Source organism: Pseudomonas sp. J452 (assembly GCF_024666525.1).
GTDB lineage: Bacteria > Pseudomonadota > Gammaproteobacteria > Pseudomonadales > Pseudomonadaceae > Aquipseudomonas.
Genome location: NZ_CP088294.1, coordinates 2,269,786 through 2,283,314 on the forward strand (window position 1 = coordinate 2,269,786; position 13,529 = coordinate 2,283,314).

8 protein-coding genes are annotated in these 13,529 nt (G+C 66.3%); 1 reads left to right on the plus strand and 7 read right to left on the minus strand.

What is annotated here, in order from left to right:
* Positions 1 to 121 precede the first annotated feature (121 nt).
* On the plus strand, positions 122 to 1,063 hold the full coding sequence (locus LRS11_RS10225; RefSeq protein ID WP_260496707.1) for an AEC family transporter: 942 nt from the start codon (positions 122 to 124) through the stop codon (positions 1,061 to 1,063).
* Positions 1,064 to 1,325: 262 nt separating this feature from the next.
* Here LRS11_RS10225 and pbpC read toward each other — a convergent pair whose 3' ends face one another.
* The 7 genes from pbpC to gatB form a co-directional block, all read right to left on the minus strand.
* Positions 1,326 to 3,650, minus strand: coding sequence for a penicillin-binding protein 1C (pbpC, locus tag LRS11_RS10230; RefSeq protein ID WP_260496708.1), 2,325 nt, complete (start codon positions 3,648 to 3,650; stop codon positions 1,326 to 1,328).
* A gap of 5 nt (positions 3,651 to 3,655) precedes the next feature.
* Complete coding sequence (locus LRS11_RS10235; RefSeq protein ID WP_260496709.1) at positions 3,656 to 3,937, minus strand: hypothetical protein; 282 nt, start codon at positions 3,935 to 3,937, stop codon at positions 3,656 to 3,658.
* Positions 3,938 to 4,138: 201 nt separating this feature from the next.
* Positions 4,139 to 9,988, minus strand: a complete 5,850-nt coding sequence (locus tag LRS11_RS10240) for an alpha-2-macroglobulin family protein (protein WP_260496710.1) — start codon at positions 9,986 to 9,988, stop codon at positions 4,139 to 4,141.
* A 202-nt stretch (positions 9,989 to 10,190) separates the two neighbouring features.
* Entirely contained in the window at positions 10,191 to 11,039 is an 849-nt protein-coding gene (locus LRS11_RS10245; RefSeq protein WP_260496711.1) for a TIGR02285 family protein, read from the minus strand.
* An 84-nt stretch (positions 11,040 to 11,123) separates the two neighbouring features.
* A complete protein-coding gene (locus LRS11_RS10250) occupies positions 11,124 to 11,501 on the minus strand; it encodes a carboxymuconolactone decarboxylase family protein (RefSeq protein WP_260496712.1) in 378 nt (125 codons plus the stop codon).
* An 18-nt stretch (positions 11,502 to 11,519) separates the two neighbouring features.
* On the minus strand, positions 11,520 to 11,888 hold the full coding sequence (locus LRS11_RS10255; protein WP_260496713.1) for a septal ring lytic transglycosylase RlpA family protein: 369 nt from the start codon (positions 11,886 to 11,888) through the stop codon (positions 11,520 to 11,522).
* 153 nt (positions 11,889 to 12,041) lie between these two features.
* Positions 12,042 to 13,490: an Asp-tRNA(Asn)/Glu-tRNA(Gln) amidotransferase subunit GatB gene (gene gatB / locus LRS11_RS10260; protein WP_260496714.1), complete on the minus strand. Its 1,449-nt coding sequence runs from the start codon at positions 13,488 to 13,490 to the stop codon at positions 12,042 to 12,044.
* Positions 13,491 to 13,529 lie beyond the last annotated feature (39 nt).

A 13,529-nucleotide genomic window follows, 5' to 3' on the forward strand; every position in this document is an offset into this window, starting at 1 on the left:
TGCACAGATCGCCAGCAAGCTGGCTCCTACGGGTTTCTGCCTGGTTGAAAGCCTGGTGAAAGCCTTTTTCCTGTCCGCTCGGTTATCATTAGCGCCCTAAGCAGTTACTCGGGCGCCCGCCATGCTCGCCGTTGTCCAGCAGACCCTCGCCGTCACCGCCCCGGTGTTTGCCATGCTGTTCCTCGGCGTGGGCCTCAAGCGCCTGGGCTGGATCGACGCGCGTTTCATCGATACCGCTTCGGCCCTGGTGTTCAAGGGCACCATGCCGGTCATGCTGTTCCTCGCCATTCTGCATGCCGACCTCAACACCGCACTGCAGCCGGCGCTGCTCGGCTATTTCCTGCTGGCCACGCTGCTGGGCTTTCTGCTGGTCTGGGGCTGGGCGATCCTGCGCATCCCGCGCGAGGAGCGCGGCGTGTACACCCAGGGCGCCTTTCGCGGCAACAACGGCATCGTCGGCCTGGCCCTGGCCACCAGCCTGTATGGCGACTATGGCCTGTCGCTGGGCGGCATCCTCGGCGGCGTGGTGATCCTTTCCTACAACAGCCTGTCGGCCATCGTCCTGGCGATCTACAGCCCGCAGGCCAAGGCCGACGTGTGGAGCATCAGCAAGAGCATCCTGCGCAATCCGCTGATCCTCGGTGTGCTGGCGGCAATACCGTTCGCCTACTGGCAGGTCAAACTGCCGGCCTGGCTGCTCACCTCCGGCGACTACTTCGCCAGCATGACCCTGCCACTGGCGCTGATCTGCATCGGCGGTACCCTGTCGCTGGCCTCGCTGCGCCAGGGCAGCGGCCTGGCCCTCAGCGCCAGCCTGTGGAAGATGCTCTGGCTGCCGCTACTGGCGACCTTCGGCGCGTTCCTCTGCGGCTTTCGCAATGCCGAACTGGGCATCCTCTTCCTGTACTTCGCCAGCCCCACGGCGGCGGCCAGTTTCGTCATGGCCAAGGCCAGTGGCGGCAACCACGAACTGGCGGCGTCGATCATCGTCATCACCACCCTGGCGGCGGTGCTGAGCACCAATATTGGTTTGTTTGTGCTGCAGTGGGGCGGCTGGATATAGGTTCTGCCGCGGAGTGCGGTAACTCCCCTCTCACACTTGTGGGAGAGGGGCCGGGGGAGAGGGCGGGGGTCCACTAACCCTCTCCCCAGCCCTCTCCCGTAAACGGGAGAGGGGGCAAAAGCGATCCGCGCCGCCTTACACGCCCTCATGTCGCTACATGGCTGTGCTCAACCCAATTCATAGCAGGCCGTAGCCCGGATGCAATCCGGGGACGAGCCATCGGCATACCTCCCTTCCCGGATTGCATCCGGGCTACTAACTGTCAGGGCAGGAACTCCACGCGCAAGGCGCGGCTGGCGCTGCGGCCCTGGTCGTCGCTGACGCGGATCTGGTACTGCCCGGAACGCTCGGGGCGCCACTGCAGGGCATTCTGTGGCGTGCCCTGGCCGAGCAATGTGTGGTCGGCGAACCAGTACAGCCGACGCGCGTCGCTGGCGGCGTTGGCGCTCAGGGCGATGCTCTCCTGCGGTTGCGACAGGCGCAGGCTGTAGGTCACCTGGGTCAGCGGCGAGGTGATGCGCGGCACCTCCTGCAGATTGACCGCCGCCTGCACCTGGCAGTCGCGCTGGGCGTCCGGCGGGGTGCGCCGCGGCAGGCCGGCGGCGGCGAACAGGCGCTGCAGCTCGGACGGCCAGAATTCGAAGACCTGCAGTTCACTGGTCGCCGGGTCGAACGGTGGACAGGCGGCCTTGCCGGTCAGTCGGTCGACCATCACCGGACGATGCAGGTCGGACACGCGAATCGGCGAGACGCCGGGGATGTACCAGGTCTTGCGGGTCTGCGGACACCAGCGGTTGGGCAGCTCGCCGGAGGCGGCGCAGACCTCGACCCGGGTCAGTCCCGGCGGTGGCCGGTCGACGGCCGCCTGGACCTCGGGCAGGGCCAGTGGCAGGGCATCGGCGATGCGGAAGAACAGCGGCGCAGCGGTCTTGATGCCGACGAAGGCCGGGTTGGCCGTGGCGTCGAAGTTGCCGACCCACACCACCAGCACGTAGGGGCCGACCAGGCCGGCGCTCCAGGCATCGTGGAAACCCCAGGAGGTGCCGGTCTTCCAGGCCACCGGCCAGTTGCGCCCGCGGGCATCGGCGGGCAGGCCGTCCGGGCGCGGGTTATGCCGGAGCATGTCGCGGACCATGAAGCTGGCCTGCGGCGACAGCAGTTGCGCGCCCGGTTCGCCGCGGTCTTCGCGGGTCCAGCGCAGTGGACGCAGGCGGCCATCGCCGGCCAGCAGCAGGTACAGCTTGGCCAACTCGGCCGGGGTCATCTCGCCGCCGCCGAGGGCCAGAGCCAGGCCGTAGAACTCCTCCTCGCGCAGGCGCTGGATGCCGGCCCGTTGCAGCAGGCCGTGCAGCGATGGTTTATCCAGCTGGCTGGCCAGCCACACGGCCGGCACGTTGCGGCTGCGGATCAGTGCGTCCTGGGCAGTCAGCGGGCCGGCAAACTTGCCGTCGAAGTTCTCCGGCTGGAAGGCGCCGAAGGCGCTGGGCGCGTCCTTGATGATGCTCATCGGCTGGATCAGGCCCTGGTCCAGGGCCAGGGCATAGAGCAGCGGTTTCAGCGTCGAGCCCGGCGAGCGCCGCGACTGCACGCCGTTGACCTGACCGTGGATGCCCGCATCGAAGTAGTCGGCCGAACCGACCAGCGCCTTCACCGCCTGGTCGCGGCTGTCCACCAGGATCGCCGTTGCGTTGCGCACGCCCTGGCGGCGGTGGTCGCTGACGAACTGCTCGATAAGCTTTTCCAGACGGGTCTGCAGGCGCAGGTCGAGGGTGCTGTGCAGCTCGGCAGCGCTGTGACTGGCCAGCAACTGTTCGCTTAGGTGCGGGGCGCGGAACGGCAGCTGTTGGCGCGTGCGGGCCTGCAGCGGCAGTTCGAGCAGGCCGTCATTGCGTGGGTCGTCGGCGTGCTCGCTGCGCCACTGCGCCATCAGTTGCAGGCGGGCCTTCTGCAGCGACGGGCCGAACTGGCCGCGCCCCGGCTGCTGGGGAATCACCGCCAGGGCCAGGGCCTCGCTGAGCGACAGCTGCTCGGCGGACTTGGCGAAGTAGATGCGGCTGGCCGCCTCGACCCCTTCGATATTGCCGCCCATGGGCGCCAGGTTGAGGTAGGCCTCGAGGATGTCGTGCTTGCTGTGTCGTGCTTCCAGCCACAGGGCCAGGGCGATCTGCTGCAGCTTGCCGGGAATCTGCCGCGAGTTGAGGCCATACAGCCGGCGCGCCAGCTGCATGCTCAGGGTCGAGCCGCCCTGGCGCATGCCACCGCCGTAGGTGGCCAAGGTGGCGCGCAGCAGCGCCGTCGGGTCGACGCCGGGGTGACGGTAGAAATTGCGGTCTTCCTTGAGCAGCAGGGCATCGATCATCGCCGGGGCGATGCGCTCCAGCGGCAGCCACAGGCGGTACTGGCCGTCGCTGGCCAGGGTCATGCGCAGCAGCTCGCCATTTTCCGCCAGCACCAGGCGCGACAGCGGCGCCGCTTCGCGCAGCGGCGCATGCGGCCACAGGCGCAGGATCAGCAACAGCAGGCCGGCAGCCAGTAGCCAGCAGGCGATGCGTTGCCAGCGACGTGGGGCTAGGGTGGTGGGAGTCATGGGGTTCAGAGCGGCGGGTGGTCGTGCAGGTGCTGCAACAGCTCAGCTTGCCCGGCATACCGCTGGCTCAGGACGCTGCGCTGGGCTTCCAGGCCGGTGCAGGATTGCTCGATCTGCTCGTTGAGAAAGGCGCGCCGCTCTGCGTCGTAGGGTTCCTCGCCGCTGAAATGCTCGCAGCTCTCATAGTCCTGGATAAAGGCCGCGAGATCCTCGGGCAGAGGCTGGGATGAGCCCGCGGCGGCGGGCAGGGTCAGAGCGAGCAGCAGATAAGGCATGAGTCTGCGCATGAGGCGTTCCTGGCAGAGGTGAAGGAAGCCCCGCCGCACCAGGCGGCGGGGCATGCCATGAGAGTCTGTTTACGATCTCGCGAGCTAGAGCCAGACAAGGCGAAGATGGCCAAGGGAGCGGAATTTACTGGTTGTAAATGAGCATCCCGAGGCCATCTTTAACGCGGTATGGCCGACGCGCAGCAGATCGTAAGCAGGTTCTCAGGGTTTGACGATGGTCAGCTTGCCCGCCTTGCCACGCGCCTGCTGGCTGGTGTCGTACATGCCTTCGGCGTAGGCCGGCGGCGTGCCGAAGGTGCCGGCGTTGGTGGCGCGCACGCGGTAGACGAAGGTGGCGGCGTCGCGGTAGACGGTGCCGTAGAGCACCACGCGGTCGTCGCGCACGTCGGCGAAGTCCGGGTTCCAGTCGCTCAGCGCACTTTCACCGACCGGCGGCTGCCAGCTCGGCTCTGCGTACTCGCCTTCCTCGCTGTATTCCTCCTCGGACGACTCCTCGTCGGTACTGGCGGTCACCACGGCAGGCTGGTTGTACACCGGCTCGGTGCCGCCCGGCAGCAGGTCGACCACGGCCACCTGCTGCACCTGGTCGAAGTCCTTGGCGCGCAGGCGCAGGCGCACGAAGAACTCGTCGCCGACCTTGACCTGGTCCACCGGTTCGCCATCCAGATCGGTGTACTCGTGGGTCACTTCCAGGCCGTCGGCAATCACCTTGTTCGGCGCGCCGCGGTCGTAGCCGGCTTCGCTGAGCATGTAGAACACCGGCGCGTCGCTGTCCTTGCGCAGCAGGAGCATCTTCGCCGCGATCGGCACCTCGCTGATCGGCGGCTTGCCGCTCAGCTGCAGCGGCTGCTCGCCCTGCTTGCCCAGCCAGGCGCTGACCTTGAGGTTGAGGCCGACTTCGGCGCGCTCGCCGTAGCTGTCCAGGGCACGCAGCAGCAGGGCGGCGGACAGCGAGTTGTAGCGCTGTTCGCTGAGGCGCTCGCCGAGGCTGTCGAGCAGTTTCACCGGCACTTCGTCCAGCTCGCCGGGGAAGTGCTTGCTGAGCAGGCGCAGGTGCTCGGCGTCATGCACCAGCGGGTCGTAGTACAGGCCGTAGCTGCTCCAGTTCTGCTCCAGGGTACGCCACTGCTGCTCGCCGAACAGCTTGTCGGCCTGCTTGTCCTGCTTGAGCAGCTTGTAGCTGGCGGCCAGGTACGCGGCGCCGATGTCCTGTTGCCAGTTCTTACTGTGGTAGGTCTCGTAGCGTTCGCGGATATCGGCCAGGGCGCCGCTGGTGACCACGCCCTGGCGCGTCAGCAGGTAGGCGGCGTAGGCGCGGTCGCGCAGTTCGCTGAGGCCTTCGCTGGGGCCGTTGGCCACTTGCGACAGGTAGGCGTTGGCGCGGTTGAGCAGGTCGCCCGGTACCGGGTAGTTGCGTTCCTTGGCTTCGATCAGGAAGTCGCTGGCATACAGGCTGGCGAACGGCACTACCTGCGGGTTGGCCGCCCACAGGCCGAAGCCGCCTTCCAGGTTCTGCCGCGAACGCAGGATGCGCACCGCGTTGTCGAAGGCCGGCAGGGCGGCCTGGTCGACGCCGGCCGCCGAGCTGCCCCAGACCAGCGCCGGCATGGCCTTGGACACCAGTTGCTCGGTGCAGCTGTAGCCGTAGTCGGCCAGGTAGCTCTGCAGGCCGTCGGCCCACACCAGCGGCGAGCCGGCGGCGCCGAAGCGTACGTTGCGCAGCTGCGGGTACAGATCGCGGCTGATCTGCACTTCTCCGCTGGAGTCCTCAGTGCGGCCCAGGGTCAGCGCCACGCGGCGCTCGACCAGCGGACGCACCGAGGTGGTTTCGCCGATCTGCACGCGCTTGCCGTCCGGCAGGGTGGCGACGAAATTGAGATCGGCCGAGCCGAGGGCTCCCAGGGCCAGCAGGTCGATCTCCACCACGCCTTCCTTGCGCGGCGCCAGCTGCAGTTCGACCTGGTTGATGGCCTGCACCTTGAGGCCGGCGCTGGTCTCCACGCTGACCTTGACCGTGGCCGGCTGTTCCAGGTTGCTGAACACCCCGGCGCTGACCTTGAACACATCGCCCGGGGCGACGAAGGCCGGCACGTTGGGGGTGATCACCAGCGGCCCGCGCACTGCCGTGGCGCCTTCGATCACACCTATGCGGGCATCGTCGACGGCCACGGCGAACAGGTGCAGCTTGCCGTTGAAGTAGTCCGGCACCGGGTAGCTGAAGTGGTTGTCGCCGGGCTGCAGGTCGACCAGGCCGGACCAGTAGGCTACCGGCGGCTTACGCTTGCGCTTGAACGGGTTGAGGTGGGCGCCGAGCAGGTCTTCGCCGTCACCGCCGACCGCCGCAGCCTGCAACAGGCGGCTGAACTCGGGCAGCAGCAGGTCGAGGATCTGGCTGGTTTCCACTTCCAGGGCGCGTTTCTGGAAGAACTGCGCCAGCGGGTCGGGCGCCTTGTAGCGCGCAACCTGCAGAATGCCTTCGTCCACCGCGTAGATCACCGCGCGGCCTGGGCGGTCGCTGCGCACATTGATGTCGAGGGTCTGCCCCGGCTCGATATGCTCGGCGGCCTCCAGTTGCAGTGGGATGCGCCGGGCGTCGAGGTCGATGCGGAAGGCCGCGGCGCCATAGGACAGCGGGCTCATGTAGACCTCGGGCGAGGCGCTGTCGCGGACGAACTGCACGTTGACGTAGGCGTTGCCTTCCAGCTCGGCGGGCAGACGGATGCGCTGCACGCTGCTGGTGCTGTCGGCCTTGAACCACTGGTGGGCGTAGACCTTGTCACGCTCGATGGTGATCAGCCCGGCGCCGGTGTAAGGCGCGCGAATGCTGATCTCGATCTCACCGCCCTGGGCGTAGCTGTCCTGGTCCAGGCGCAGCTGCAGTTCGGCGTTGCGTTCCAGTGAGCGGCTGGCGTTGCCCTGGCCGGCGACGCTGTAGTCGACCTGGTTCAGCGGCGTGCCATCGGCGGCCTTGAGGGTCAGGGTGTAGTCGCCGGGTTCGCTGGTGTTCAGCGTCTGCTTGCTGCCGGCGGCGGCAATCGCCAGCGGCTGGCTACCCAGCGGGATGTTCTTGATCCGAGACTGGTACTTGTAGGTGCCGTTGGACTGCTTGACCAATACCGAGACGTAGCGGTGCTCGACCAGCTCGGTGGACAGGCCGTCCACCGCCAGCGGCTTGAGATCCGGGCCGATGGCCAGCCACTCGATCTCGCGCTTGGCGGCCTTGCTCACGTAGCTCAGCGAATCGACGCTCTTGACCCCGACCAGCCAGGGCGCGGAAGACACCATCAGACTGCTCTGCGCGGCGACGTTGCGTCCGCCCTCGGCCTCGAACACCCGCGCCAGCAGGCTGAGGCGGTAGGTGCTGGCGGCGTAGCGCTCCAGCTTGAGGTCGAGCAGGGTTTCGCCGTTGTCGTCGGTCTGCGCTTCCGGCAGTTCCTCCGTGCTGCTTTCGTTCAGCGAGTTGTTCAGGCGGAAGCGGTAGTCGGCATAGCCGTCGAAGGCGGCATAGGCCGGCGACAGGGTCATCTCGGCGGTGACCCGACGCGCCGAGGCCGGCGCGCCGAACAGGTGCATGGCCTTGACCTTGGCCTCGACCTGTTCGGGGGCGATCCAGCCCTTGACCGGCGTCTTGGCCAGGGTGGTGGTGACCTTCATGCGGTCCGGCTCGAAGTCGCGCACCTTGAAGTCGACGCTGCCCAGTTCGGTACGCCGCTCTTCTTCATCGATCAGGCTCAGGCTGGCGGTGTAGGTACCGGCCGGCGCTGCTTCGCTGCTGTGGAAGTCGAGGCTCTCGAAGCCGCTGCTGGACAGCTTCAGCTGCTGGCGCAGCACGCTCTGGCCACGCGGGTCGCGCACGTCCAGTTCGACCGGCAGGCCTTGCAGCTGGCCGCTCCAGTTGGCGGTGCGGACGATCATGCCTAGGTGGGCGGTCTCGCCCGGACGGTACAGGCCGCGGTCGCTGAACAGGTAGGCGCCGAGGCGATCCGGCTCGCCGGCCTCGTACTGGCCGCCGATATCGAAACGCGACAGATCGAGGCGATGCTGGCTGCGCGCTACCGGCAGGAACGACTGGTCGTTGCCATGGTTGACCACGTACATCAGCGGGGTCTTCTCGCGGCGCAGCTCGTCGAGCTTGGCGAAGTGCGCCTGGCCGTTGAGGTCGGTGTAGGCGGTTGCCACCGGCAGGCCGTTGCGGCCGATGATCTCGACTTCGGCACCGGCCACCGCGCCGCCCTGGCTGAGCGACTGGACGAAGATGTCGTGGCTACCATCGCTGCTGCGCTTGGCGATGATACCCAGGTCGGTGACCACCACGAAGCGCAGGTCGCGGGTCGGGTTGTCGTCGTAGTAATAGTCGAAGGTGTCCTGGCTCGGATCGTCCTCGGAGCTGAGCTTGATCACGAAGATGCCGCGCCGGCCGCCGTCGGCATTCAGGTAGGGCGCCAGGTCGACATGGCTGTACTGGGTCTTGGCCGGGTCGCCGGCATCCAGCGGCAGCTTGACCGCCATGCGTTCGACCATGCGGTCGAAGTAACTGTTGCTGATCTCCGGGCGGGCGAAGCTGCCGTAGTTCTGGTCGACCAGGTGGTGCAGCTGATTGGGCAGCAGGCGCGAGATTTCCACCTGGGCGCCGGGCACGCCGCGACCGAGGATGCCCAGCTGCTTCTCGCCATTCAGGCTGAGCAGGGCGCCTTCGGAAAGGAAGGCCAGAGCGCGCGGGTACTTGGGCATCTGCAGCAGGCTGTAGGTCGGGTCCTTGGCCAGGTAGCCACCGACCGCCTCGACCTTGGCCGCCACCTTTACATAAAGGAAACGCCCCGGCGCGGCCTTGAACTTGAAGGCGTGCAGGCTGTTCAGCGGCTCGATGCTGGGGATATGGGTCAGCTGCAGGCGTTCGGCCTTGGCCAGGGTCTTTTCGTCGACCTGGTAATCGTCCCAGTACTCGCTGCCTTGTGGCGTGCGCTCGGGCAGCAGCCAGGCCTGCACCTGCTTGGCGATGGCCTCGTCGGCCACGGCGCTGGAGCTGCTGAACATCAGCACCGGCTCCGGCTCGCCGCGGTCGTTGTCGACGAACTGAACGTTGCTGGAGCTGAAGGTCAGGCGGTAGCGACCGGGTATGGTGGCCGAGGTGTGCAGTTGCTGGCTGGTGGCGTTGCCGCCGTCGCGCGCCTTGATGCCCTTGTCCACCACCAGGCTCACGCTGCTGCTTTCCAGCGGGGTGGCCAGCGGCGCGGAGTGCACATAGGCCTGCAGGCCGTTCTTGCTGAAGCTGATTTCCGGGTTCGGCGGCACATCCTTGTCGCGGTATTCCAGCCCACGGTCGAGGTTGATGGCGACCCGCTCGCGGAAGGATTGCTGATCCACTGGGTGGGTGAAGCGGATGGTGCTGACCAGTTTCTTCAGGCTCGGCACTACCGGGTCCTGGTACAGCTCGCGGCTGCTGACTTCTGCGTCGAAGGCCTGGGTGTGCAGGCGTTGCTCGTATTGCTCAAGCAATACGCCGTCGGCCAGCAGGCCTTCCTCGGCCATGACCACTTTGTAGCCTTGGGCAATCGGCCAATCGCCGGCCGGGGTGAACACCAGGGCTCGATCGCTCGCCCAGTGCCAAGCGCCCTTGATCGCCGGCTGCAGTTCGATGCCCTGCTGCACCGGTTTGCCGATGGCTTCCAGCGGCGCTGCCGAGTCGAGGAAGTCGATGCGCAGGGGGGCGATGACGGGCGTTTCCTGGGTGTAATCGGTCAGCGCCGGGGCTTCCACCGAGTAAGCCACGCTGTAGGGCACCGGCAGGTTCTGGTACCAGTGCCAGGCATAGGCGCCAGCCCCGCCGAGCAGGGCCAGCAGCGCCAGAGCTACGGCCGTCTGCTTGGGCCGCGCGCGCAGCCAGCGGCCGCAGGCGCACAGGCCCTGCCACAGCTTGCGCAGCCACAACGGCGGCTGCCAACTGCCCACCAGGGCGCCCAGCAGCCAGCGCACCAGGCGCAGGATGCCGAGGATGACCAAAGCGAAAATAGCGAAAATGCGGCGGCAAGCCGACTTGATCGAAGCGAGCATATGCATCCCTGCAACATGGAGGTGCGGACCTTGCGTCCGCGGGAGCGACGCCGGTGGCAATCGCGGTGCGGATTATGCGCTCGCCGGCCCTCCTGGCGGCGGGGCGCCGATGACGAAATTCGAAGAGTTTGTGCGCTGCGTCACGCTTGACTGAGTCGTCAGGTTGCGTGGTTGTGCGGCTGGCTGCGCGGGTGGTGCGCCGTCACTCCGCCGGCAGTTGGGCAAGCTGGCTGTGGTAATGCTCCAGCAGGTACTCGGGTAGCCAGCGCTCGTAACTGACCTGGAACACCGCCTGATGTCCTTCGCCATCAAGGAGCTGGCTGAGATCGGCAAAGGCCCGGTCGGTTTGCGTGCTGCGTGTGCAACTGAGGCGGCCAGGCAGCAACTGGTTACTGCCGGCGATGGGGTAAAAGCGCAGGAGCTGGTGGCTGGCGGCGAAATAGACCATCTCGTTGGGATAACTGAAGGTGTAGTCAATGCGCCGGTGGTCGAGCATGTTGAACAGGGCGCTGGTGGATTCGCCCTGGTGAACCCGGGCCAAACCGTTGTGCGCTGTGTCATGGCTGGTCTTCAGCAGGTCGTCGATCAGGCTGCCATAACTGCGGCCACTGGCAATGCCAGGGCGCATCTGCGGGTCTTGGAGCAGGCGTTCGAGTTGCACATGCCCGGCCGGGTCGAGATAGGGTTTCACGCGCTCGATCTGTTCCTGGCGGATCACCAGGCCCAGAGGCAGCACATGGCCGTAGGGCTTGCTGAAGCGCAGAAAGGCCTCGCGCTCCGGGGTCTTGAAGGCGGCCAGCAGGCAGTAAGGGCCACCCTGTTCGGCCATGTGCATGGCACGCGGCCAGGGTACGACCGACTCGGAGAAACTGTGCTGGGGCAGCGCCTGCTGCAGGTAACCGAACAGGCTGTTTATGTAACCTTGATTGGCATGGGGCCCCTGGGTCATGGACATGGGCGGAAATTCCGCGCTGAGCCAGACGATGCTGTCGGCCTGGGCCGCCGCAGTGATACAGATCAGGCTAAGCAACAGCACTTTCAGTCGTTTCATCTCGCGCTCATGTCGGCATGCAGGCCGCATCCATGGCCGGGGTTTACCCTGATCAGTCTAGGCAACGGCTTGCGCGAGCACTGCTCAGGGTTTGCCGTGTTCGTCGATCACTTCCTGCGCCGCGCGGAAGGCGTCGATAGCCGCCGGCACCCCGGCGTAGACCGCACAGTGCAGCAGCGCTTCGCGGATTTCCTCGACCGTGCAGCCGTTGTTCAGGGCGCCGCGCACGTGGCCTTTGAGTTCCTGCGGGCATTTCAGTGCGGTCAGCGCGGCTAGGGTGATCAGGCTGCGGGTCCTGCGATCCAGGCCTTCGCGGTTCCATACGCCGCCCCAGGCATGCTGGTTGACGAAGTCCTGCAGCGGTTGGCTGAAGTCGGTGGCATTGCCGAGGGCGCGGTCGACGAAAGCGTCGCCCATCACTTCGCGGCGCACCTGCAGGCCGCTTTTCTTCTCTTCAGTCATGGCAGTTCTCCTTGGAGGTTACTCGAGGGCTTCGACGCGCACCGGCGCCACGCCGGCGCGCAGCATGTCGAGCTGCTTGGCGGCCTGTTGCGACAGGTCGATCAGACGGTTGCGGGTGTGCGGCCCGCGGTCGTTGATGCGCACTATCACGCGTTTGTCGTTGCTCAGGTTGGTCACCTGCACGCGGGTGCCGAATGGTAGTTCGCGGTGGGCGGCGGTCAGCGCGTGCTGGTCGAAGCGCTCGCCGCTGGCGGTCTTGCGCCCGTGGTGCTTGGCGCCATACCAGGAAGCCTGGCCTTCGGCGCGGTAACCCTGCGGGTCGACCACGCCCTGGCTGGTGCAGCCGACAAGCAGCAGGGCGGCGAACAGGGCGAAAGCTATGCGCATGGCGGCTCCGTTAGCCTGTAGCCCGGATGCAATCCGGGAATGCCCAACACCCCGGACTGCATCCGGGCTACGGATATTCATCTTGGCTGTTCCCATAAAAAACGCCGGGCTAACCCGGCGTCGTTATCGCTAGCGTAGGCGAGCCGCTTCGGCTCACCCTTCCAGCTTTTTCTTCAGCAGTTCATTGACCTGGCCCGGGTTGGCCTTGCCTTTCGAGGCTTTCATGGCCTGGCCGACGAAAAAGCCGAACATCTTGCCGCGCTTGGCTTCGTCGCTGGCGCGGTACTGTTCGACCTGTTCGGCGTTGGCCGCCAGCACGTCATCCAACATCGACTCGATGGCGCCGGAGTCGGTGACCTGCTTGAGGCCTTTCTTCTCGATCACCTCGTCAGCTGTGGCGCCTTCACCGGCGGCCAGGGCCTCGAACACCATCTTGGCGATCTTGCCGCTGATGGTGTTGTCCTTGATGCGCAGGATCATGCCGCCCAGCTGTTCGGCCGATACTGGCGACTGCTCGATCTCCAGGTTGTCCTTGTTGAGCAGGCTGGACAGCTCGCCCATCACCCAGTTGGCGGCCAGCTTGGCATCGCCGCAGACGGCGTTGACCGCCTCAAAGTAGTCGGCCAGTTCGCGACTGGCGGCCAGCACGTCGGCGTCGTAGGCGGACAGACCGAACTGCGCCTCGAAACGCTCGCGCTTCTGCACCGGCAGTTCCGGCAGGCTGGCGCGGATCTCGTCGAGGAAGCTCTGTTCGATCACCACCGGCAGCAGGTCCGGACAGGGGAAGTAACGGTAGTCGTTGGCTTCTTCCTTGCTGCGCATGGAGCGCGTCTGGTCCTTGTTCGGGTCGTACAGGCGGGTTTCCTGCACCACCTTGCCGCCGTCCTCGATCAGTTCGATCTGGCGCTGTACTTCGTGGTTGATCGCCTTCTCGATGAAGCGGAACGAGTTGACGTTCTTGATCTCTGCGCGGGTGCCGAATTCGGCCTGGCCTTTGGGCCGTACCGAGACGTTGCAGTCGCAGCGCAGCGAGCCTTCGGCCATGTTGCCGTCGCAGATGCCCAGATAGCGCACCAGGGCGTGGATGGCCTTGACGTAGGCCACCGCTTCCTTGGCTGAACGGATGTCCGGCTCGGAGACGATTTCCAGCAACGGCGTGCCGGCACGGTTGAGGTCGATGCCGCTCATGCCGTGGAAGTCTTCGTGCAGGCTCTTGCCGGCGTCTTCTTCCAGGTGCGCGCGGGTGATGCCGATGCGCTTCTGCGTGCCGTCTTCCAGGGTGATGTCGAGGAAGCCCTTGCCGACGATGGGGTCATCCATCTGGCTGGTCTGGTAGCCCTTGGGCAGGTCCGGGTAGAAGTAGTTCTTGCGCGCAAAGATGTTCTTGCCGGCGATCTCGGCGTCGATCGCCAGGCCAAACTTGCAGGCCATGCGCACGGCTTCGGCGTTGAGCACCGGCAGGGTGCCGGGCATGCCGAGGTCAACCAGGCTGGCCTGGGTGTTGGGCTCGGCGCCGAAGGTGGTGGCGCTGGCCGAGAAGATCTTCGACTGGGTGCTGAGCTGGGCGTGGATTTCCAGCCCGATCACGGTTTCCCATTGCATCTTGCGTATTCCTCGAATGCGTTGCGGGCGGCCGCTTCG

Excerpts from the sequence above, each read along its gene's own strand:
- LRS11_RS10225 (WP_260496707.1), top strand. The coding sequence starts at position 122 with ATGCTCGCCGTTGTCCAGCAGACCCTCGCCGTCACCGCCCCGGTGTTT.
- pbpC (WP_260496708.1), bottom strand. The coding sequence starts at position 3,650 with ATGACTCCCACCACCCTAGCCCCACGTCGCTGGCAACGCATCGCCTGC.
- LRS11_RS10235 (WP_260496709.1), bottom strand. The coding sequence starts at position 3,937 with ATGCGCAGACTCATGCCTTATCTGCTGCTCGCTCTGACCCTGCCCGCC.
- LRS11_RS10240 (WP_260496710.1), bottom strand. The coding sequence starts at position 9,988 with ATGCTCGCTTCGATCAAGTCGGCTTGCCGCCGCATTTTCGCTATTTTC.
- LRS11_RS10245 (WP_260496711.1), bottom strand. The coding sequence starts at position 11,039 with ATGAAACGACTGAAAGTGCTGTTGCTTAGCCTGATCTGTATCACTGCG.
- LRS11_RS10250 (WP_260496712.1), bottom strand. The coding sequence starts at position 11,501 with ATGACTGAAGAGAAGAAAAGCGGCCTGCAGGTGCGCCGCGAAGTGATG.
- LRS11_RS10255 (WP_260496713.1), bottom strand. The coding sequence starts at position 11,888 with ATGCGCATAGCTTTCGCCCTGTTCGCCGCCCTGCTGCTTGTCGGCTGC.
- gatB (WP_260496714.1), bottom strand. The coding sequence starts at position 13,490 with ATGCAATGGGAAACCGTGATCGGGCTGGAAATCCACGCCCAGCTCAGC.